Genomic DNA, 20,817 nt, shown 5'->3' on the forward strand with positions numbered 1-20,817 from the left:
ATCTTGGTTGGGTTATGCCCTTATTGGACCCAGCCACGGCTATCGCCACAATGCAAAAAAACACATACTAGCCATGTCCTGTAATCATGGCTTAGCGCAATGAAACGCCTCCCGCCCCTACCCGCCCTGCATACCTTTCTGGTCACCGCCCAGCACTGCAACTTCACCCGTGCCGGGCAGCAGTTGCATATCACCCAGGGCGCCGTCAGCCGGCAGATAGCAGCGCTCGAGGAGCACCTGGGTTATGCCTTGTTCCAGCGCCAGGCCCGCGGGCTGAGCCTGACCCGTGAAGGCCAGGACTGGCTGCCACGAGTGCAGCAGGTGTTCGCGCTGATCGAACAAGGGGTGCGTGAGGTAGGTGGGCGCAGCACTACCTTGCAGCTCAAGGCTCCGACCTGCGTGATGCGCTGGCTGCTGCCGCGCCTGATGGAATGGCAGGCGTTACGCCCGGATGTACCGGTGGAGCTGACCACCACGGTGCAGCATGGGGTGGATTTCCGCCGCGAGGGTTTCGATGCGGCGGTGGTCTACGGCGAGGCGCCGAACCACGGGCTGCGCGTGCGCAAGCTGTTCGATGAGCAGCTGACGCCGGTGTGCGCGCCGTCATTGCGCCAGGGGCCGGTACCGTTGCAGCAGGTCGAGGACCTGGCGCGACACATGCTGCTGCACCCGTCGCGGGATGAGCATGACTGGCGGTTGTGGCTGCAGGCAGCGGGGGTGACGCTGGGCACTCAAGGGCCGAAGCAGCATTTCGAGACGCTGGACATGGCGATGGCCATGGCCTCGCAGGGGACCGGCGTGGCCATCGGCGACTGGTCGCTGATCGGCGATGACTTGCGCGGGGGGCGGTTGTGCATGCCGTTTGCGCTGAAGGTGATGACCGGCAAGGGGTATTACCTGGTGAGCCAGGCCAGGAGCTTGCCGGCGGGGTTGGGGGAGTTGCTGGATTGGCTGGAACACCAGGCCAGCCAGTGAGGGCCTCTTCGCGGGCACGCCCGCTCCCACAGGTACTGCACAGATTCCAAGACCTGTGCTTTACCTGTGGGAGCGGGCGTGCCCGCGAAGCAGGCGACTCAGTACCCGACCGTGAATCGCTGCCGCGAATGTTGCGGCTTTTCCAGCTCGTCGAGCATGGCAATCGCGTAATCGGCAAAGGTGATCCAGCTCTTGCCATCCGCGCCGATCAGCAGATGATCCTTGCCCAGCGTGTAGTGCCCGCTGCGCTCACCTTCAACGAACTCCGCCGACGGCGACAGGAAGGTCCAGTCCAGGTTCGGTTCCCGTTGCAACACCTCCAGAAAACGCACCCCGGCAGTGGCCTCGGCCTTGTATGCCTCGGGGAAGTCCGGGCTGTCGATCACTCGATGCCCCGATGGCAGCAACAGGCTGCCGGCACCACCGACCACCAGCAGGCGCCTGACCCCGGCCCGCTTGACCGGCTCAATGATGGCGTGCGGTTCGATGGTCGAGAAATGCGCCGCACTCAGCACCGCATCCATACCCGCGACCGCCGCTTGCAGGGCCCCGCTGTCCCTGGCATCCAGCGCCTTGACGGTCACCCCGTCCCGCCCCTGCAGCCGCGACGGGTCGCGGGCGATGGCCAGCACACTGTGGCCACGGCGCAGGGCCTCTTCCAGCAACTGGCTGCCAGCGCGGCCAGTGGCACCGATGATTGCGATCTTGCTCATGGGATACTCTCCATCAGTTGAACGGAATTACCACTTCATCTCGCCCTTGGCGACCTTGGCCCCCAGCTCCAGCGAGCTTTCATCGGCCAGGCCCGGGTAACGTCGCTTCATCGCCGCGATCAACGCACCGGCGTCCTTCGCCTTGGCGGTCTCGGCATCGAAATCACGAATATAGTTCGCCGTGAAATGCACGGACTCCAGCGATCGGCTGCTGTCCCCCAGGTAGTGCCCGGGGATGACCGTGCGCGGCGCCAGCGCTTCGATGTGCGCCAGGGTGCCGAGCCAGTCGGCGTGGGATTTGGCCGTTTGAGTGTCGGCCATCCACACATGAATGTTCTCCGACACCACCACGCCACCGACCACCGCCTTGATCGACGGGATCCACACAAAACTGCGGTCAGGTTGCGGGCCGTCCAGGCCGACCACCTCGAGGGCCTGCCCTTCCAGCGTCAGGCGGTTGCCTTCGAGCACCTGTGGCAGCACCAGCCGCGCTGGCTTGTCCGTGCCCATCTGCGGGCCCCAGTAAGCCAGCTTGGCATCCATGGTCTGGCGGATATGGGCAACCGTGGCGGCCGAAGCCAGCACCTTGGCGTCGGGGAAGGCCTGGGTCAGGGTATCCAGGCCGAAGTAGTAGTCCGGGTCGCCATGGCTGATGTAGATGCTGGTCAGCTGCTTGCCACCTGCCCGCAGGCGCTGCACCAGCTGCTCGGCCTGGGCCTTGCCGAACTGGGCATCGACGAGGATGGCGTCGTGCTCGCCACTGACGATCACCGAACTGACCGGGAAAATCGCCTCGTGCCCGGGGTTGTACACCTCCAGCCGCAAGGGTTCGGCAGCCAGCACCGGGCCGGCCAGAGTCACGCAGGCCAGCAGCAGACCACGCAAGGGAGTGAAAAGAGACATCGCAAACACCCGTCAGATGAACAATGCCCACCAGCTTAGTTGCCCAATCCATGACAAAAAATGCGATGCTCGAACATAGTTTGTTTCTGAAATCGGGCAAATCATGGACCGTCTCAACGCCATGCGCGTTTTCGTCACCGTCGTCGACCTGGGCAGCCAGTCGGCGGCGGCGGATCATCTGCAACTGTCCCGACCGGTGGTGTCGCGCTACCTGGCAGAGCTGGAAGACTGGGTTGGCGCAAGGCTGATGCAGCGCACCACGCGCAAGCTCAGCCTCACCGCAGCCGGCCAGGAAACCCTGCCCCGCTGCCGGCAACTGCTGGAACTGGCCGGCGACCTGCAGGCCGCGGTGCAGCAGCCGGATGACGCGCCCAAGGGCGCGCTGCGCATCAGTGTCAGCACCTCGTTCGGCCAGGCACAGCTGGTGGATGCAGTGGCCGCCTACGTCCGGCGCTACCCCGGGGTGAAGGTGGAACTGCAGATGCTCGATCGCACAGTCAACCTGGTGGACGAGCGCATCGACCTGGCCATCCGCACCAGCAATGACCTGGACCCCAACCTGATCGCCCGGCGTCTGAGCGTGTGCCGCTCGGTGGTATGTGCGGCACCGGCCTACCTGCGCGAGCACGGCACGCCGCAACGGGTCGAGGAACTGAGCCGGCACAACTGCCTGACCCATGCCTACTTCGGCCACAGCCTGTGGCATTTCGAGGTGGCCGGCCAGCAGGTCGCTGTGCCGGTGGCGGGGAACATCAGTGCCAACGAGGCGATGACACTGCAGAAGGCGGCGCTGGCCGGCGCTGGTATCGCCATGCTGCCGACCTACCAGGCTGCGCAGGCCCTGCGCCGGGGCGAGCTGGTGCGCCTGCTGCCCGAGGCCAGGCCGCGCGAGCTGAACCTGAATGCGGTGTACACCTCACGCAAGCACATGCCGGCGACCTTGCGCAGCATGCTGGATTTTCTCGTGCAGCGGTTCCAGGACGAACCCGAGTGGGATCGGGACCTGTGACGCTCCTACAGGGAGCGCGCTGTCACTCCTCGACGCTCATGTATTCCTTGGCCCAGCGGATGTAGTCCTCGGGCTGGGTGTAGGTGTGCGAGAGCTCGGTGGCGCTGAGGTTTTCCGACTTGTTCTGCTGGCCACGCTGCAGCCGCAGGCAGTCGTAGGTGGCCTTGATCGCGGCAAAGTAGGCTGCGTGACCATCGACCACGATGCGCACGCCCAGGCGCGCCAGGCGCTCGTCGTCGCGCAGGTTCGGGTTGCCGTAGGTCACCAGCATCAGCGGCACCGTCAGGTGCTCGGCAATCTGCTCAAGCTGCTCGAAGTCCTTCACCCCCACCATGCAGATACCGTCGGCTCCGGCCTTCTGGTAACTCTGGGTACGCACGATGATTTCTTCGGTGGTGAGCACGCCAGCGTTGGTCCTGGCAATGATCGACAGTGACGAATCGACCCGCGCCTCCAGCGCCGCACGGATCTTGCCGACGCCCTCTTCAACCGGGATCAGGTCGGTGGACTTGCGCCCGAACTGGGCCGGCAGCAGGGTGTCCTCGATGGTCAGCGCAGCCACGCCGGCGCGCTCCAGTTCGATGACCGTGCGCATGACGTTCAGCGCGTTGCCATAGCCGTGGTCGGCATCAGCCAGCACCGGCAGTTGCGCCACGCGACCAATACGGGTGGCCTGCTCGACGAACTCGCTGAGGGTAATCAGGGCGAAATCCGGTGCGGCCAGTACCTGCAACGAAGCGACGGAACCACCGAGGATGCCGACCTCGAAGCCCAGGTCTGCGGCAATGCGTGCCGACATCGGGTCGAACACCGATGCGGTGTGATAACAGGAACCTGAAGCGAGCAGCTCGCGGAAGGCAAAACGCAGATCTTGATGGGAAGCCTTGGGCATGATCACTCCGCAAAATAAGTTGAAATTCGAACGGTAACTACCGACCCCTGTAATCGGGTCTACCTGGGCTGTTCCAACCGTCGCCATCTGGGCGGTCATGCTCGACATGCAGGCAGAGGAATAAAAGGTGTGGGAGACAGCGGCGCGAAAACCCTGCGGCATAATGCTGCACCAAGCTGGTGCAGGCCGCGGTTTTCAGCCTCTGTGGCATACCAACGATATCACGCAGCCATGCCGCACTGGATGAATGCGCCAATGCCGATCTTGCATAGGGGATGCAGATAGTACATAGGAAGCTACCTAACTCAGGTTACAATCCAAGGGCCCTTTCGCGGGTAAACCCGCTCCCACAGGTACGGCGTTGCCCTCAGGAACAGCGACATACCTGTGGGAGCGGGTTCACCCGCGAAGAGGCTGCCAAAGACAAACAAGGTATCCCCGTGACCGCCGCCCTGCCCCCCACCACTCTGCGCAACGTGCTCACCGCCCTGATGCTGGCCATCTTCCTCGGCGCCCTGGACCAGACCATCGTCGCCGTCTCGCTGCCGGCGATCTCGGCGCAGTTCAACGATGTCGGCCTGCTGGCCTGGGTCATCTCCGGCTACATGGTGGCGATGACCGTGGCCGTGCCGATCTACGGCAAGTTGGGTGATCTGTATGGGCGGCGCCGGATGATCCTCACCGGCATCAGCCTGTTCACCCTGGCCTCGATCGCCTGCGCCCTGGCCCAGGACATGCAGCAACTGGTGCTGGCCCGGGTACTGCAGGGCATTGGCGCAGGCGGCATGGTCTCGGTGAGCCAGGCGATCATCGGCGACTTCGTGCCCCCGCGAGAACGCGGCCGCTACCAGGGCTACTTCAGCAGCATGTACGCGGTGGCCAGCGTCGCCGGGCCGGTGCTGGGCGGCTGGCTGACCGAATACCTGTCCTGGCGCGGGGTGTTCTGGATCAACCTGCCGCTGGGGCTGGTTGCACTGTGGGCGATCCGCCGCGCCCTCGGCGGCATGCCGGCACAGCGCCGCAAGGCGCAGGTGGACTACCTCGGCGCCATGCTGCTGATCCTTGGCCTGGGTAGCCTGTTGCTGGGCATTACCCTGGTTGGCCAGGGCCACGCCTGGGCCGACCCACCCGTGCTGGCCCTGTTCGCCTGCGCCGCGCTGGGCCTGGTGCTGTTCATCGCCCATGAACGCCGCTGCCCGGAGCCACTGCTGCCGCTCGGCCTGTTCGGCAACCGAGTGGCGGTGCTGTGCTGGGGCGTGATCTTCTTCGCCAGCTTCCAGTCGATCTCTCTGACCATGCTCATGCCGTTGCGCTACCAGGGCATCACCGGCGCCGGTGCCGACAGCGCGGCCCTGCACCTTCTGCCGCTAGTGATGGGGCTGCCCATGGGTGCCTTCACCGGCGGGCGCATGACCAGCCTGACCGGGCGCTACAAGCCGCAGATCCTGGCCGGCGCGCTGCTGATGCCGCTGGCCATTTTCGCCATGGCACTGACCCCGCCACAGTCGGCCTTGCCCAGTGCGCTGTTCATGTTGCTGACCGGCATCGCCTGCGGGCTGCAGTTCCCGACCTCGCTGGTAGGTACGCAAAGCGCGGTGGACAGCAAGGACATCGGCGTGGCCACCAGCACCACCAACCTGTTCCGCTCGCTGGGCGGGGCCATGGGGGTGGCGTGCATGTCCAGCCTGCTGCTGGCGCTGCTGCACCAGGGCGGGTTCGAGTCGCTGGGTAATCCGTTGCTGGGGAGCCTGAAGGCCGGCGAAGTGGACCTGGTGACACAGGGGCGGTTGCTGGAGACTTTCCGGCAATTGTTGATGGGGAGTGCCGGGGTAGCTGTGCTGGGACTGTTTGCAGCGTTTGCATTGCCCGACCGGCAACTGCGCGGACGCTGAAGGCGGCCGTACTCTTGTGGGGGCTGCTGCCTTGCTGCAAACCTGCATCTTGTGCGATCCCTGTGGGAGCGGGTTCACCCGCGAAGAAGGCTGCGCGGTGAATGGCACCGGCTTCGCCGGTGTTCGCGGGTAAACCCGCTCCCACAGAGATCTCGGCGCGTCGGCAGAACCTGCACGGCTGAGCAATCCGAAAAGCATTAATCGCCCCTTAACACAAAGGGGTAACACTCCCTCACAATCCTTCACAAAGAGTCATTTGCGCAGAGCCGGGCTCAAGCGCAGCATATCCAGCCCGGTGTCGACCCATTTTTCGACATCCTTCAACAGATCGACACTGTCAGGCAGCAACAGCCAGCGCCCGATCAGGCCATCGACATAGGCGAACATGGCCACCGCTGCGCGCTCGACATCCAGCTCGCCTGGCAACTGGCCCCGGCGCGCGGCATTGGCCAACGCCAGGGTGATGCCCTTGTGGCAATCCAGCACCGCCCCCTGGCGCTGCTGGCGAATTTCACACATGTCATCGGTGAACTCGCACTTGTGATGCAGGATTTCATTGATACGCCGGGTTCGGGCATCGAGCACCAACTCGTTGAACACTTGCAGCAACAACTTGCGCATGCAGCCAAGCGGGTCCACTTCGTCCTCGCTTTCGCTCGCCCGCGCCAGGTGGTCATGGGTTTCATGCAGGCTGTCGAGCAGCGCCTGCACCAACTCGGCCTTGTTGTTGAAGTGCCAGTAGATAGCCCCCCGCGTCACACCCGCCAGTTCGGCGATGTCGGCCAGGGTGGTTCGCGCAACCCCGCGCTTGTAGAAGGCCTTTTCCGCCGCCTCGATGATCTGGGCGCGGGTTTCCTGGGCTTCTTCTTTGGTTCGACGGACCATGGCAGTACAAACCTCATCTGCCCCGAACGCGCAGCGCGTGCGGGGAACACTCCGGGGGCACCTCTGCAGGGTGCCTCGCGGATGAGCTAATCAAGGACTGTGGCAGTACCCGAGTACAACCCAGCGGTATTTACAAACAACCATGAATGTAAGTATATTCCTTAGCAAGCTATTTATCCACCGGATAGCAATTTTTCCAGATCAAGACTCTTCCACTACTCTTGAGCGTCTCCCAGCTCCAGCGACCCGAGGATCCTCATGCAATTCAAGCCAGCCGTTACCGCTCTGGTTTCCGCCGTCGCCCTGGCCACCCTGCTCAGTGGCTGTAAGAAAGAAGAAGCAGCGCCAGCGGCGCAGGCTCCTCAGGTCGGCGTCGTGACCATTCAGCCCCAAGCCTTCACCCTGACCTCGGAATTGCCGGGGCGTACCAGTGCCTACCGCGTCGCCGAAGTGCGCCCGCAGGTCAACGGCATCATCCTCAAGCGCCTGTTCAAGGAAGGCAGTGAGGTCAAGGAAGGCCAGCAGCTGTACCAGATCGACCCTGCCGTGTACGAAGCCAACCTGGCCAATGCCCAGGCCAACCTGCAGGCCACCCGCTCGCTGGCCGAGCGCTACAAGCAGCTGATCGACGAACAGGCTGTCTCCAAGCAGGAATACGACGACGCCAATGCCAAACGATTGCAGGCCGAGGCTTCGCTCAAGAGCGCGCAGATCGACCTGCGCTACACCAAGGTCCTGGCACCGATCAGCGGCCGTATCGGCCGTTCTTCGTTCACCGAAGGTGCACTGGTGAGCAATGGCCAGGCCAACGCCATGGCCACCATCCAGCAACTCGACCCGATCTACGTCGACGTCACCCAGTCCACCGCCGAGCTGCTCAAGCTGCGCCGTGACCTGGAAAGCGGCCAGCTGCAGAAGGCCGGCGACAACGCCGCCTCGGTGCAGCTGGTGCTGGAAGACGGCAGCCTGTTCAAGCAGGAAGGCCGCCTGGAGTTCTCCGAAGTCGCGGTCGACGAGACCACGGGCTCGGTCACCCTGCGCGCCCTGTTCCCCAACCCCGATCACACCCTGCTGCCAGGCATGTTCGTGCATGCACGGCTCAAGGCCGGGGTCAACGCCAACGCCATCCTGGCCCCGCAACAGGGCGTGACCCGCGACCTGAAAGGCGCGCCGACCGCGCTGGTGGTCAACCAGGAGAACAAGGTCGAACTGCGCCAGCTCAAGGCCAACCGTACCCTGGGCAGCGACTGGCTGATCGAGGAAGGCCTGAACCCGGGCGACCGCCTGATCACCGAAGGGCTGCAGTACGTGCGCCCGGGCGTCGAGGTCAAGGTCAGCGAAGCCACCAACGTCAAGAAGCCGGCCAGCCCTGTTCAGGCCAATGCGGCGAAAGCAGACGCCAAAGCGGAGTAAACCATGTCGAAGTTCTTTATCGATCGCCCGATCTTCGCCTGGGTGATCGCCCTGGTGATCATGCTGGTCGGCGCCTTGTCGATCCTGAAGCTGCCGATCAACCAGTACCCGAGCATCGCGCCGCCGGCCATCGCCATCGCCGTGACCTACCCGGGCGCCTCGGCGCAAACCGTGCAGGACACCGTGGTACAGGTAATCGAGCAGCAGCTCAACGGTATCGACAACCTGCGTTATGTGTCGTCGGAAAGTAACTCCGACGGCAGCATGACCATTACCGCCACCTTCGAGCAGGGCACCAACCCCGACACCGCGCAGGTGCAGGTGCAGAACAAGCTGAACCTGGCCACCCCGCTGCTGCCGCAGGAAGTGCAGCAACAAGGTATCCGCGTCACCAAGGCAGTGAAGAACTTCCTGCTGGTGATCGGCCTGGTGTCCGAAGACGGCAGCATGACCAAGGACGACCTGGCCAACTACATCGTCTCCAACATGCAGGACCCGATCTCGCGGACTGCCGGTGTGGGTGACTTCCAGGTGTTCGGTGCACAGTACGCCATGCGTATCTGGCTCGATCCGGCCAAGCTGAACAAGTTCCAGCTGACCCCGGTCGACGTCAAGACCGCCGTGGCCGCGCAGAACGTGCAGGTGTCCTCTGGCCAGCTCGGCGGCCTGCCGGCCATGCCGGGTACCCAGCTGAACGCCACCATCATCGGCAAGACCCGCCTGCAGACTGCCGAGCAGTTCGAGAAGATCCTGCTCAAGGTCAACAGCGACGGTTCGCAGGTGCGTCTGGGTGATGTCGCCCAGGTTGGCCTGGGTGGTGAAAACTACGCCGTCAGCGCACAGTTCAACGGCAAGCCGGCTTCCGGCCTGGCTGTAAAACTGGCCACCGGCGCCAACGCCCTGGACACCGCCAAGGCCCTGCGCCAGACCATCGCCGACCTGGAACCGTTCTTCCCGCCAGGGGTGAAAGCGGTATTCCCGTATGACACCACTCCGGTGGTCACCGAATCGATCAGCGGCGTGATCCACACCCTGATCGAAGCCGTGGTCCTGGTGTTCCTGGTGATGTACCTGTTCCTGCAGAACTTCCGCGCCACCATCATCACCACCATGACCGTACCGGTGGTGTTGCTGGGTACCTTCGGCATCCTTGCCGCTGCCGGCTTCAGCATCAACACCCTGACCATGTTCGCCATGGTCCTGGCCATCGGCTTGCTGGTGGACGACGCCATCGTCGTGGTGGAGAACGTCGAGCGGGTGATGTCCGAGGAAGGCTTGCCGCCCAAGGAAGCGACCAAGCGCTCGATGGAGCAGATCCAGGGTGCCCTGGTGGGTATCGCCCTGGTGCTGTCGGCGGTACTGCTGCCCATGGCGTTCTTCGGCGGCTCCACAGGTGTGATCTACCGGCAGTTCTCCATCACCATCGTCTCGGCCATGGGCCTGTCGGTACTGGTGGCGCTGATCTTCACCCCGGCCCTGTGCGCCACCATGCTCAAGCCGCTGAAGAAGGGCGAGCACCATGTGGCCAAGCGCGGCTTCTTTGGCTGGTTCAACCGCAACTTCGACCGCAGCGTTACCGGCTACGAGCGCAGCGTGGGCACCATCCTGCGCAACAAGGCTCCGTTCCTGCTGGCCTACGCGCTGATCGTGGTCGGCATGATCTGGCTGTTCGCCCGCATCCCGACCGCGTTCCTGCCGGAAGAGGACCAGGGCGTACTGTTCGCCCAGGTACAGACCCCGGCCGGCTCCAGTGCCGAGCGCACCCAGGTGGTGGTCGACCAGATGCGTGAGTACCTGCTCAGCGAAGAGGCCGACACCGTGGCTTCGGTGTTCACCGTCAACGGCTTCAACTTTGCCGGCCGCGGCCAGAGCTCGGGTATGGCATTCATCATGCTCAAGCCGTGGGATGAACGCTCCAAGGAAAACAGCGTGTTCGCCCTTGCCCAGCGCGCCCAGCAGCACTTCTTCACCTTCCGCGATGCAATGGTGTTCGCCTTTGCCCCGCCTGCGGTGCTGGAACTGGGTAACGCCACCGGCTTCGACGTGTTCCTGCAGGACCGCGGTGGTGTCGGCCATACCAAGCTGATGGAGGCACGCAACCAGTTCCTGGCCAAGGCCGCGCAGAGCAAGATCCTGAGCGCCGTGCGCCCGAACGGTCTGAACGATGAGCCGCAGTACCAGCTGACCATCGATGACGAACGTGCCAGCGCCCTGGGCGTGACCATCGCCGACATCAACAACACCCTGTCGATTGCCCTGGGTGCCAGCTACGTCAACGACTTCATCGACCGTGGCCGGGTCAAGAAGGTGTACATCCAGGGCGAACCGAACGCGCGGATGAGTCCGGAAGACCTGCAGAAGTGGTACGTGCGCAATGGCGCCGGCGAAATGGTGCCGTTCTCCTCCTTCGCCAAGGGCGAATGGACCTACGGCTCGCCGAAGCTGTCGCGTTACAACGGCGTCGAGGCAATGGAAATCCTCGGTGCACCGGCCCCGGGCTACAGTACCGGTGAAGCCATGGCCGAAGTCGAGCGCATTGCTGGCGAACTGCCAAGCGGCATCGGCTTCTCCTGGACCGGCATGTCCTACGAGGAAAAACTCTCCGGCTCGCAGATGCCGGCGCTGTTCGCCCTCTCGGTACTGTTCGTGTTCCTGTGCCTGGCAGCCCTGTACGAAAGCTGGTCGATCCCGATCGCCGTGGTGCTGGTAGTACCGCTGGGTATCATCGGTGCCCTGATCGCCACCAGCCTGCGCGGGTTGTCCAACGACGTGTACTTCCTGGTCGGCCTGTTGACCACCATCGGCCTGGCGGCGAAAAACGCCATTCTGATCGTCGAGTTCGCCAAGGAACTGCACGAGCAGGGCCGCAGCCTGTACGACGCGGCGATCGAGGCGTGCCGCATGCGTCTGCGCCCGATCATCATGACCTCGCTGGCGTTCATCCTCGGCGTGGTACCGTTGACCATCGCCAGTGGCGCCGGCGCCGGCAGCCAGCACGCCATCGGCACTGGCGTGATCGGCGGCATGATCAGTGCGACCGTGCTGGCTATCTTCTGGGTACCGCTGTTCTTCGTCGCAGTGTCGTCGCTGTTCGGCAGCAAAGAGCCGGAAAAAGACGCCACCCCTGAAACTCCACGTTATGAGGCTGGGCAATGACCAAGTCTTTGTTGTCCCTGGCGGTAACCGCTTTCATTCTTGGCGGCTGCTCGCTGATCCCCGACTACCAGACCCCGGAATCGCCGGTGGCTGAGCAGTGGCCGCAAGGCCCTGCGTACTCGCCGACGCAATCGGCGGAGGTTGCCGCCGCCGAACAGGGCTGGCGCCAGTTCTTCCATGACCCGGCACTGCAGCAGCTGATCCAGACCGCGCTGGTCAACAACCGCGACCTGCGCGTCGCCGCGTTGAACATCGACGCCTACCGTGCGCAGTACCGTATCCAGCGTGCCGACCTGTTCCCGGCGGTTTCGGCCACCGGCAGTGGCAGCCGCCAACGCGTACCGGCAAACATGTCGCAGACGGGCGAAGCAGGTATCACCAGCCAGTACTCGGCCACTCTGGGCGTCAGCGCCTATGAGCTGGACCTGTTCGGCCGTGTACGCAGCCTGACCGAGCAGGCCCTGGAAACCTACCTGTCCAGCGAGCAGGCGCGTCGCTCCACGCAGATCAGCCTGGTAGCCAGCGTGGCTAACGCCTACTACACCTGGCAGGCCGACCAGGCGCTGTTCAAGCTGACCGAAGAAACGCTGAAGACCTACGAGGAAAGCTACAACCTCACCCGTCGCAGCAACGAAGTCGGCGTAGCCTCGGCACTCGACGTCAGCCAGGCGCGTACCGCCGTGGAAGGCGCCCGGGTCAAGTACTCGCAGTACCAGCGCCTGGTCGCCCAGGACGTCAACAGCCTGACCGTGCTGCTGGGCACCGGCATTCCCGCCGACCTGGCCAAGCCACTGGAGCTCAATGCCGACCAGCTGGCCGAAGTACCGGCCGGCCTGCCGTCGGACATCCTCCAGCGTCGTCCGGACATCCAGGAAGCCGAGCACCTGCTCAAGGCCGCCAATGCCAACATTGGCGCGGCCCGCGCAGCGTTCTTCCCGAGCATCAGCCTGACCGCCAATGCCGGCAGCCTGAGCCCCGACATGGGCCACCTGTTCTCGGGCGGCCAGGGTACCTGGCTGTTCCAGCCGCAGATCAATCTGCCGATCTTCAACGCCGGCAGCCTGAAGGCCAGCCTGGACTACTCGAAGATCCAGAAGGACATCAACGTCGCCAAGTACGAAAAGACCATCCAGACCGCCTTCCAGGAAGTCTCCGATGGCCTGGCGGCGCGCAAGACCTTCGAAGAGCAGCTGCAGGCACAACGCGACCTGGTGCAGGCGAACCAGGATTACTACCGCCTGGCCGAACGCCGCTATCGCATCGGTATCGACAGCAACCTGACCTTCCTCGACGCCCAACGCAACCTGTTCAGCGCCCAGCAGGCGCTGATCGGCGACCGCCTGTCGCAGCTGACCAGCGAGGTCAACCTGTACAAGGCGCTTGGCGGTGGCTGGTACGAGCAGACCGGGCAGGGCAACAACCAGCAGGCAGCGGTGGAAGCACCGAAGAGCTGATCAGCCCTGTTACAGCAAAGAGCCCACCTTTAACGGTGGGCTTTTTGTTTGTCGGTTGCCTGTACAGGCCTCTTCGCGGGTAAACCAGCTCCCACAGGGTTTTGCACGAATTCTGAAGGCAGTGCAGTACCTGTGGGAGCGGGTTTACCCGCGAAGAGGCCAGTACAGGAAAACAATTAACCAACCGGAACATTCCGTTCGATTATCGCCCGTTTCCGTTTGCGGCGAATTGCCTCACCCCTGCCCTACCCCGCACCATCCTCCCCACGCAACGTTGCCCCGGTTCATCCAAAAAGACCCGCACCTGCAGGCCGCATCCTGCAGCGCACCGGCTCGCCCATAAAAACAAGAGATCCACGACAGATGAGCACTTTGCAACCCGCACGCCAGCTGCTGCCCGGCCTGTTGGCCATGTCCTGCGCACTCCCCGTGTTCGCCGCCGAAAACGGTGGCTTCCTGGAAGACGCCAAGGCCACCCTCAACCTGCGCAACTTCTACATCAACCGCAACTTCGTCGACCCGGCCCACCCGCAGGCCAAGGCCGAGGAATGGACGCAGAGCTTCATCCTCGACGCCCGCTCCGGCTTCACCCAGGGCACCGTCGGTTTTGGCGTGGACGTACTGGGCCTGTACTCGGTCAAGCTCGACGGCGGCAAAGGCACCACCAACACCCATCTGTTGCCGGTGCACGACGATGGCCGCCCCGCCGATGACTTCGGCCGCCTGGGCGTGGCACTGAAGGCCAAGCTGTCCGAAACCGAGCTGAAAGTGGGTGAATGGATGCCGGTACTGCCGATCCTGCGCTCGGACGATGGCCGCTCGCTGCCGCAGACCTTCCGCGGCGGCCAGCTGACCTCGAAGGAAATCGCCGGTCTGACCCTGTACGCCGGCCAGTTCCGCGGCAACAGCCCACGCAACGACGCCAGCATGGAGGACATGTCGCTGAACGGTAAGGCCGCGTTCACCTCCGACCGTTTCAATTTTGGCGGCGGCGAGTACACCTTCAACGACAAGCGCACCATGATCGGCCTGTGGGATGCCCAGCTCAAGGACATCTACCGCCAGCAGTACTTCAACCTGGTGCACAGCCAACCCTTGGGCGACTGGACCCTGGGCGCCAACCTGGGCTACTTCATTGGCAAGGAAGACGGCGCCGAACGCGCTGGCGAACTGGACAACCGCACCGCCTCGGCCATGCTCTCGGCGCGGTACCAGGGCCACACCTTCTACGTCGGCCTGCAGAAGGTCAGCGGCGACAACGCCTGGATGCGGGTCAACGGCACCAGCGGCGGCACCCTGGCCAACGACAGCTACAACTCCAGCTTCGACAATGCCAAGGAACGCTCCTGGCAGGTGCGTCATGACTTCAACTTCGCCACCGTCGGCGTGCCAGGCCTGACCCTGATGAACCGCTACATCAAAGGTGACAACGTCACCGCAGGCGGCGTGGACGATGGCAAGGAATGGGCGCGGGAAACCGAGCTGGCCTACGTGGTGCAGTCGGGCAGCTTCAAGGACCTGTCGGTGAAGTGGCGCAACTCCACCATGCGCCGGGACTTCAGCACCAACTCGTTCGACGAGAACCGGTTGATCGTGAGTTACCCGCTGAATCTGCTTTGAATTCTTCGCGGGTAAACCCGCTCCCACAGGTTCACCACAGTTTCAGAATCTGTGGTGAACCTGTGGGAGCGGGTTTACCCGCGAAGAGGCCAGATGCCACCACAAATAACTTCAAGCTATAAACAAATCAATAAACCTTCTTTGACGACATATGCAGCAACCGCTTGAATAGGTCCCTGATCCCCGCCCCAGAGCCGTGAAATGGACCTCCGTCAGCTGCGTTACTTCATCGCCCTCACCGAATACCGCAGCTTCGTCCGCGCCGCCGAGGCCATGGGTATCACCCAACCCGCCTTCAGCCGCGCCATCCAGAGCCTGGAGCACAGCTTCGGCTGCCCACTGGTCGATCGCGCCAGCAAAGCCCTGCCGCCCACCCCCGAAGGCCTGGTGGTGCTGCAACATGCCCGGCGCCTGGTACAAGGTGCCACACAACTGAGCAACGAAGTGCTGCAGATGACCAAGCTCGACGCCGGCGAGCTGCATTTCGGTAGCGGCCCGGCGCTGGCCGTGCGCCTGGTGCCCGATGCCCTGCGCCACTTCCTCGAACGCTACCCTGGCATCCGCACCTCGCTGCTGGTGGACAACGCCGAACGCCTCGGCCAGGCCCTGCGCCGGGAACAGATCGAGTTTTTCGTCGACGATATACGCCCGTTCGAAGCCGACCCCAACTTCCACACCGAGCCCCTTTCACCGCGCCCCGGCCTGTTCTTCTGCCGCCCGGGGCACCCGTTGCTGGCCAAGGACAGCCTGTCGACCAACGACCTGTTCAGCTACCCGCTGGCCAGCGCCCTGCTCGCCCCTGGTGTGCGCAAGCGCCTGGCCAACCTGAGCGGGCGCAGTGACTTCACCCCGCACCTGCAGACCGAGCACCTCGCAGTGCTGCGCAGTGTGGTGCTGGCCAGCGACGCCATCGGCAGCGCCAGCGAGGAGGCCGTTGCCGAAGACCTGGCCAGCGGCCGCCTGGTGCGCCTGCACTGGCGCAACCTGCCGCCGGCGCTGGAGGTGCTGAGCGTGCGCTGTGGCGTCGTCAGCCGCAGCGGTTACCGACTGTCGCCGGCGGCGCGGGCGATGATCGAGACGCTGGTGGGGCTGGATACGCCAGTGCGGGCTGCTGCCATTCGCTGAGCTGATGATGGTGGCAGGGGCGGTCTATCCTGAGCTATACCGGTCGCCTGTAGCGGCCCTTTCGCGGGTGAACCCGCTCCCACAGGGTCACCACAGTTCCTGAGGGCTGCGCTGTACCTGTGGGAGCGGGTTCACCCGCGAAGAGGCCAGAACAGGCAATACACCTCGATCAGGCAACCAGGGAGGCACAACCATGAAAACCCTCGTCGACCACCTGAGCCAATACGCCAGCTATCACCGCGACCCACGCAATATCGCCACCCACTTCGTCGGTATCCCGATGATCGTACTGGCGGTCACCATCCTGCTGTCGCGCCCGGGTTGGGACGTGGCCGGCATGTGGCTGTCCCCTGCCCTGCTGGCAGCAGCAGCCTCGGTCTGGTTCTACCTGCGTCTGGACCTGCGCTTCGGGCTGGTGATGGGGTTGTTGCTGGGGCTATGCCTGTGGGTCGGCCAGGTACTGGCAATGCAGACGACAGCGCTGTGGCTCGGAGCCGGGCTGGGGGCGTTCGTGGTGGGCTGGATCATCCAGTTCGTCGGCCATTACTACGAAGGCCGCAAGCCGGCGTTTGTCGATGATGTCAGCGGGCTGATCATCGGGCCGTTGTTCGTGGTGGCAGAAGCTGCGTTCATGCTCGGCCTGTGCCCGGCCCTGAAACGCGCCGTCGAGGCCAACGCCGGGCCCGTGACCATGCGGCAGAAGAATGCGACCCTGTAAACATTCATGGCCCTATCGCCGGCAAGCCAGCTCCCACAGGAACTGCACATGACTTGCGGTCGATACGGTCGCTGTGGGAGCTGGCTTGCCGGCGATAGGGCCGGTACAGGCATTACTGCTGTCGCGACTCCACGCCCAGCTCATCCCACACCGACTCCGCCATGTGGAAGGTGGCATTGGCCGCCGGAATGCCGCAATAGATCGCGCTCTGCATCAGCACTTCCTTGATCTCGTCGCGGGTCACGCCGTTGTTGGCCGCCGCGCGCAGGTGCAGCTTCAGCTCGTCGTTGCGGTTCATGCCGATCAGCATGGCGATGGTAATCAGGCTACGGGTATGCCGCGGTAGGCCCGGGCGGGTCCAGATGTCACCCCAGGCGTGGCGGGTGATCATCTCCTGAAACTCGCCGTTGAAGTCGTTGAGCTTCTCCAGGCTGCGGTCCACGTGGGCATCGCCAAGCACAGCACGGCGTACTTGCATGCCGGCGTCGTAACGTTGTTTCTCATCCATGGCGGTGTCCTCAGTGAGCCAGCAGGAAATCGAGCACGCGGCGGCTGAAGCGCTCGCCGATCTCGACATTGGACAGGTGCGCCGCCGGGAAGTCGACGTACTCGGCACCCGCGATACCGGCCTGCATGAAGCGGCCGTGCTCCGGGGTGGTCACCACGTCTTCGGTACCGGCAACGATCAGCGTAGGCACCTGGATGCGGCCCAACTGCTCGCGGTAGTCGGCATCCCGCACCGCGGCGCAGTTGCCGGCATAGCCTTGCGGGCTGGTTTGCGCCAGCATCTGACAGATACGCTGGGCTTGCGCTGGCTGGGCCTGGGCGAAACCCGGGGTAAACCAGCGGGCGATGGAGGCATCGCGCAGGTCGACCATGGCCTGCTGGCCACCCTTGAGCACGGTGTCGATACGGGTGTTCCACACCTCGTCGTTGGCGATCTTGGCTGCGGTGTTGCACAAGGTCAGGCTGTGCAGGCGCTGGCCTGCATTGATGCCCAGCCACTGGCCGATCAGGCCACCCATCGACAGGCCGACGAAATGCGCCTTGGCGATGTCCAGGCCATCGAGCAGGGCCAGCACGTCACGCCCCAGCTGTTCGATGCGGTAAGGGCCTTCAGTGACCAGCGACCCACCGTGGCCACGGGTGTCGTAGCGCAGCACGCGAAAGTGCTGGCTCCACAGTGGAATCTGCGTGTCCCACATGCCCAGGTCAGTGCCCAGCGAGTTGGACAGGACCAGCACCGGGGCGTTTTCCGGGCCATCGATCTGGTAGTTCAAAACGCCATCGGCCAGTTGCAAGTGCGCCACAGCGGTCTCCTTCAGGCAGTGAAACGTTGATGTTCGGACACGGCGCGCGCCACCCAGACGCGGGCCTGCCCCAGGTAATGGGCAGGGTCGAGCAAGCGATCGAGTTCTTCGGCGGACAGTTCGGCGCTGACCTGCGGCTCGTCACCCAGCACGGTGCGCAGGTGGCGCTGTTCGGCCACGGCGCGCTGGCAGCACTGCTCCAGCAGGTGGTGGGCGCGGTCGCGGCCCAGGCGCTGGGCGAGGACGATGCTCACCGCTTCGGCCAGCACCAGGCCCTGGGTCAGGTCGAGGTTACGGCGCATACGCGCGGCATCCACTTCCATGCCCTCGGCAATCACCTGGGCCTGGCGCAGCGCACCAGAGACCAGGCAGCAGATGTCCGGCAGGGTTTCCCATTCGGCATGCCACAAGCCAAGGCTGCGTTCGTGCTCCTGAGGCATGGCCGCGAACAGCGTCGATACCAGGCCCGGCACCCGGGTCGCGGCACCGATCAGCACTGCGGCGCCCACCGGGTTGCGCTTGTGCGGCATGGTCGAGGAACCGCCTTTGCCCGGCGCGGAAGGCTCGAACAGCTCCCCCGCCTCCGTCTGCATCAGCAGGCTGACATCACGGCCGAACTTGCCCAGGCTACCGGCAACCAGGCCCAGCACCGAGGCAAACTCCACCAGGCGGTCGCGCTGGGTGTGCCAGGGCTGCTCGGGCAGGGTCAGCTGGAGCTGCTCGGCCAGGGCTTCGGCCACCGGCATCGCCTTGCTGCCCAGGGCGGCCAGGCTGCCGGAGGCGCCGCCGAACTGCAGCACCAGCAAACGTGGGCGCAGCTCCTGCAGGCGCTGGCGGTGACGGGTCAAGGCGCCCAGCACACCGGCCAGTTTCATGCCCAGGGTCACCGGGGTGGCGTGCTGCAGCCAGGTGCGCCCCACCAGCGGCGTGTCGGCGTGCTGCAAGGCCTGACGCGACAGGGTATCGGCCAGCTTGCCAAGGTCGGCCTCGATCAGGTCGAGGGCAGCGCGCAGCTGCAGGACCAGGCCGGTGTCCATCGCGTCCTGGCTGGTGGCGCCCAGGTGCACGTAGCGTTCGGCCTCGGGCACGCCACTGGCGATCACCTTGCCCAACGCCTTCACCAGCGGGATCGCCGAGTTGCCAGCAGTGGCGATGGCATTGGCCAAGGCGCCAACGTCATAGCGCTCGGCGTGGCAAGCCGCCTCGATGGCCGCTACCGCGCTGTGCGGGACCAGCCCGGCAGCCGCCTCGGCCCGAGCCAGCGCCGCTTCGAAATCGAGCATGCCCTGCAGGCGGCCACGGTCGGAGAAGATCTCGCGCATGGCCGGCGCGGTGAAGTAGGCGTCGAACAGTTGGTTGGTCATGCCACGTCCTTAATTATCGTGGTGCAGGTACGCCGCCTGCTTCGGCAAGCGCAGGCTGAACAGGAAGGCAATCGCCATCATCGCCGTCACGTACCAGTAGAAAGTGTTTTCCATGCCCAGAGTCTTCAGGCCCAGGGCCACGTACTCGGCCGAACCGCCGAACGCCGCGTTGGCCACTGCATAGGCCAGGCCTACACCCAGCGCGCGCACCTGCGGCGGGAACATCTCAGCCTTCACCAGACCGCTGATCGATGTGTAGAAACTGACGATACACAACGCCAGGGTAATCAGCACGAAGGCCATGAACGGGCTGCTCACGGTTTTCAGCGCCATCAGCAGCGGCACGGTGAACAGCGTACCCAGGGCGCCGAACAGCATCATCGAATTACGCCGGCCGATGCGGTCGGAGAGCATGCCGAAGAACGGCTGCAGCACCATGAACAGGAACAGCGCACCGGTCATCACGTAGCTGGCGTTTTTCGCGGTCATGCCGGCGGTGTTGACCAGGTACTTCTGCATGTACGTGGTGAAGGTATAGAAGATCAGCGAACCGCCTGCGGTGTAACCGAGCACGGTGATGAAGGCCGCCGCGTGGTCGCGGAACAGGCCCTTGATGGTGCCGGCATCCTTGTCCTTGCGGGTTTCAGCGCTGCTGGTCTCATGCAGCGAGCGGCGCAGCATCAGCGAGATCAGCGCGGCGATGGCACCGACCACGAACGGAATGCGCCAGCCCCAGGCGCGCAGCTCTTCTTCAGTAAGCAACTGCTGCAGGATCACCACCACCAGCACCGCCAGCAACTGGCCACCGATCAGGGTCACGTACTGGAACGAGGCGAAGAAGCCGCGCTGGCCGCGCAGGGCCACTTCACTCATGTAAGTGGCAGTGGTGCCATATTCGCCGCCTACCGACAGGCCCTGGATCAGCCGGGCCAGCAACAGCAGCGCCGGGGCCCAGGTGCCGATGCTGGCGTAGGTAGGCAGGCAGGCGATCATCAGGGAGCCGAAACACATCATCAGCACCGAGATCATCAGGGAATTCTTGCGACCATGGCGGTCAGCGAGGCGGCCGAAGATCCAGCCACCGATGGGGCGCATCAAAAAGCCCGCGGCGAATACGCCCGCCGTGTTCAACAGCTGCACGGTGGGGTCGTCGGAGGGGAAGAAAGCCGGGGCAAAGTAGATTGCGCAGAAGGCGTAGACGTAGAAGTCGAACCATTCCACCAGGTTGCCTGAAGAGGCACCAACGATAGCGAAGATGCGTTTGCTGCGTTCTTCGCCGGTGTAATAGGCTGAGGTCATGACGGTTTTACTCCTGGAGGGTCGCAGGTAATTCTAGACACACCTGGTAACACACTCGTTCCGCAATCTGGCTGGCAATTGGCCTTGTG

General features: G+C 64.1%; 17 protein-coding genes. 9 read left to right on the forward strand and 8 right to left on the reverse strand.

Going from position 1 to position 20,817, the window contains the following annotated elements; genetic code table 11:
* Positions 1-99: 99 nt before the first annotated feature.
* Positions 100-975 (forward strand): LysR substrate-binding domain-containing protein, encoded by an 876-nt coding sequence (locus MKK04_RS21380; RefSeq protein ID WP_207836698.1) that lies wholly within the window; start codon positions 100-102, stop codon positions 973-975.
* A gap of 98 nt (positions 976-1,073) precedes the next feature.
* Here MKK04_RS21380 and MKK04_RS21385 read toward each other — a convergent pair whose 3' ends face one another.
* Both MKK04_RS21385 and MKK04_RS21390 read right to left on the reverse strand, forming a co-directional pair.
* Positions 1,074-1,688 (reverse strand): NAD(P)-dependent oxidoreductase, encoded by a 615-nt coding sequence (locus MKK04_RS21385; RefSeq protein WP_233694150.1) that lies wholly within the window; start codon positions 1,686-1,688, stop codon positions 1,074-1,076.
* 27 nt (positions 1,689-1,715) lie between these two features.
* Positions 1,716-2,591: an MBL fold metallo-hydrolase gene (locus MKK04_RS21390; protein ID WP_207836703.1), complete on the reverse strand. Its 876-nt coding sequence runs from the start codon at positions 2,589-2,591 to the stop codon at positions 1,716-1,718.
* Positions 2,592-2,694: 103 nt separating this feature from the next.
* Here MKK04_RS21390 and MKK04_RS21395 point away from each other — a divergent pair, with 103 nt between their 5' ends.
* Positions 2,695-3,600, forward strand: a complete 906-nt coding sequence (locus MKK04_RS21395; RefSeq protein WP_207836705.1) for a LysR family transcriptional regulator — start codon at positions 2,695-2,697, stop codon at positions 3,598-3,600.
* 22 nt (positions 3,601-3,622) lie between these two features.
* Here the strand turns inward: MKK04_RS21395 and MKK04_RS21400 are convergent, their stop codons facing one another.
* Complete coding sequence (locus MKK04_RS21400) at positions 3,623-4,492, reverse strand: isocitrate lyase/PEP mutase family protein (protein WP_003259571.1); 870 nt, start codon at positions 4,490-4,492, stop codon at positions 3,623-3,625.
* Positions 4,493-4,932: 440 nt separating this feature from the next.
* On the opposite strand from MKK04_RS21400, the gene MKK04_RS21405 reads away from it, so the two are divergent.
* On the forward strand, positions 4,933-6,384 hold the full coding sequence (locus MKK04_RS21405; protein WP_241105967.1) for an MDR family MFS transporter: 1,452 nt from the start codon (positions 4,933-4,935) through the stop codon (positions 6,382-6,384).
* A gap of 252 nt (positions 6,385-6,636) precedes the next feature.
* On the opposite strand, the gene ttgR is transcribed toward MKK04_RS21405, so the two are convergent.
* Positions 6,637-7,269 (reverse strand): efflux transport transcriptional regulator TtgR, encoded by a 633-nt coding sequence (gene ttgR, locus MKK04_RS21410; protein WP_207836720.1) that lies wholly within the window; start codon positions 7,267-7,269, stop codon positions 6,637-6,639.
* 258 nt (positions 7,270-7,527) lie between these two features.
* Between ttgR and ttgA the strand changes: the two genes are divergently transcribed.
* The 6 genes from ttgA to MKK04_RS21440 all read left to right on the forward strand — a co-directional run bounded on the left by ttgA (position 7,528) and on the right by MKK04_RS21440 (position 16,755).
* Positions 7,528-8,682, forward strand: coding sequence for a toluene efflux RND transporter periplasmic adaptor subunit TtgA (gene ttgA, locus MKK04_RS21415; protein ID WP_063913228.1), 1,155 nt, complete (start codon positions 7,528-7,530; stop codon positions 8,680-8,682).
* A gap of 3 nt (positions 8,683-8,685) precedes the next feature.
* Positions 8,686-11,838 (forward strand): multidrug efflux RND transporter permease subunit TtgB, encoded by a 3,153-nt coding sequence (ttgB, locus tag MKK04_RS21420; protein ID WP_207836723.1) that lies wholly within the window; start codon positions 8,686-8,688, stop codon positions 11,836-11,838.
* Positions 11,835-13,292 carry an AdeC/AdeK/OprM family multidrug efflux complex outer membrane factor gene (locus MKK04_RS21425; RefSeq protein ID WP_063913230.1) on the forward strand — a complete coding sequence of 486 codons (1,458 nt, stop codon included), beginning with the start codon at positions 11,835-11,837 and terminating at the stop codon, positions 13,290-13,292. Before ttgB ends, MKK04_RS21425 begins: the two co-directional genes overlap by 4 nt.
* A gap of 363 nt (positions 13,293-13,655) precedes the next feature.
* Entirely contained in the window at positions 13,656-14,912 is a 1,257-nt protein-coding gene (locus MKK04_RS21430) for an OprD family porin (RefSeq protein ID WP_241105968.1), read from the forward strand.
* Positions 14,913-15,113: 201 nt separating this feature from the next.
* Entirely contained in the window at positions 15,114-16,037 is a 924-nt protein-coding gene (locus tag MKK04_RS21435; RefSeq protein WP_207836738.1) for a LysR family transcriptional regulator, read from the forward strand.
* Positions 16,038-16,230: 193 nt separating this feature from the next.
* On the forward strand, positions 16,231-16,755 hold the full coding sequence (locus MKK04_RS21440) for an Mpo1 family 2-hydroxy fatty acid dioxygenase (protein WP_241105969.1): 525 nt from the start codon (positions 16,231-16,233) through the stop codon (positions 16,753-16,755).
* A gap of 112 nt (positions 16,756-16,867) precedes the next feature.
* On the opposite strand, the gene pcaC is transcribed toward MKK04_RS21440, so the two are convergent.
* The 4 genes from pcaC to MKK04_RS21460 are packed head-to-tail and all read right to left on the reverse strand — an operon-like array spanning position 16,868 to position 20,728.
* Positions 16,868-17,263 (reverse strand): 4-carboxymuconolactone decarboxylase, encoded by a 396-nt coding sequence (gene pcaC / locus MKK04_RS21445; protein WP_003259581.1) that lies wholly within the window; start codon positions 17,261-17,263, stop codon positions 16,868-16,870.
* A gap of 10 nt (positions 17,264-17,273) precedes the next feature.
* Positions 17,274-18,065, reverse strand: coding sequence for a 3-oxoadipate enol-lactonase (gene pcaD / locus MKK04_RS21450; RefSeq protein ID WP_207836742.1), 792 nt, complete (start codon positions 18,063-18,065; stop codon positions 17,274-17,276).
* A gap of 11 nt (positions 18,066-18,076) precedes the next feature.
* Positions 18,077-19,429, reverse strand: a complete 1,353-nt coding sequence (locus MKK04_RS21455) for a 3-carboxy-cis,cis-muconate cycloisomerase (protein WP_207836745.1) — start codon at positions 19,427-19,429, stop codon at positions 18,077-18,079.
* 9 nt (positions 19,430-19,438) lie between these two features.
* Entirely contained in the window at positions 19,439-20,728 is a 1,290-nt protein-coding gene (locus MKK04_RS21460; protein WP_207836746.1) for an MFS family transporter, read from the reverse strand.
* Between the last annotated feature and the right edge of the window lie 89 nt (positions 20,729-20,817).

It is taken from the genome of Pseudomonas sp. LS.1a (assembly GCF_022533585.1).
In the GTDB taxonomy this organism is placed as follows: domain Bacteria; phylum Pseudomonadota; class Gammaproteobacteria; order Pseudomonadales; family Pseudomonadaceae; genus Aquipseudomonas.

Excerpts from the sequence above, each read along its gene's own strand:
- MKK04_RS21400 (WP_003259571.1), bottom strand. The coding sequence starts at position 4,492 with ATGCCCAAGGCTTCCCATCAAGATCTGCGTTTTGCCTTCCGCGAGCTG.
- ttgA (WP_063913228.1), top strand. The coding sequence starts at position 7,528 with ATGCAATTCAAGCCAGCCGTTACCGCTCTGGTTTCCGCCGTCGCCCTG.
- MKK04_RS21395 (WP_207836705.1), top strand. The coding sequence starts at position 2,695 with ATGGACCGTCTCAACGCCATGCGCGTTTTCGTCACCGTCGTCGACCTG.
- MKK04_RS21460 (WP_207836746.1), bottom strand. The coding sequence starts at position 20,728 with ATGACCTCAGCCTATTACACCGGCGAAGAACGCAGCAAACGCATCTTC.
- ttgB (WP_207836723.1), top strand. The coding sequence starts at position 8,686 with ATGTCGAAGTTCTTTATCGATCGCCCGATCTTCGCCTGGGTGATCGCC.
- MKK04_RS21440 (WP_241105969.1), top strand. The coding sequence starts at position 16,231 with ATGAAAACCCTCGTCGACCACCTGAGCCAATACGCCAGCTATCACCGC.
- ttgR (WP_207836720.1), bottom strand. The coding sequence starts at position 7,269 with ATGGTCCGTCGAACCAAAGAAGAAGCCCAGGAAACCCGCGCCCAGATC.
- MKK04_RS21435 (WP_207836738.1), top strand. The coding sequence starts at position 15,114 with ATGGACCTCCGTCAGCTGCGTTACTTCATCGCCCTCACCGAATACCGC.
- MKK04_RS21380 (WP_207836698.1), top strand. The coding sequence starts at position 100 with ATGAAACGCCTCCCGCCCCTACCCGCCCTGCATACCTTTCTGGTCACC.
- MKK04_RS21430 (WP_241105968.1), top strand. The coding sequence starts at position 13,656 with ATGAGCACTTTGCAACCCGCACGCCAGCTGCTGCCCGGCCTGTTGGCC.
- MKK04_RS21455 (WP_207836745.1), bottom strand. The coding sequence starts at position 19,429 with ATGACCAACCAACTGTTCGACGCCTACTTCACCGCGCCGGCCATGCGC.
- MKK04_RS21385 (WP_233694150.1), bottom strand. The coding sequence starts at position 1,688 with ATGAGCAAGATCGCAATCATCGGTGCCACTGGCCGCGCTGGCAGCCAG.
- MKK04_RS21390 (WP_207836703.1), bottom strand. The coding sequence starts at position 2,591 with ATGTCTCTTTTCACTCCCTTGCGTGGTCTGCTGCTGGCCTGCGTGACT.
- pcaC (WP_003259581.1), bottom strand. The coding sequence starts at position 17,263 with ATGGATGAGAAACAACGTTACGACGCCGGCATGCAAGTACGCCGTGCT.
- MKK04_RS21425 (WP_063913230.1), top strand. The coding sequence starts at position 11,835 with ATGACCAAGTCTTTGTTGTCCCTGGCGGTAACCGCTTTCATTCTTGGC.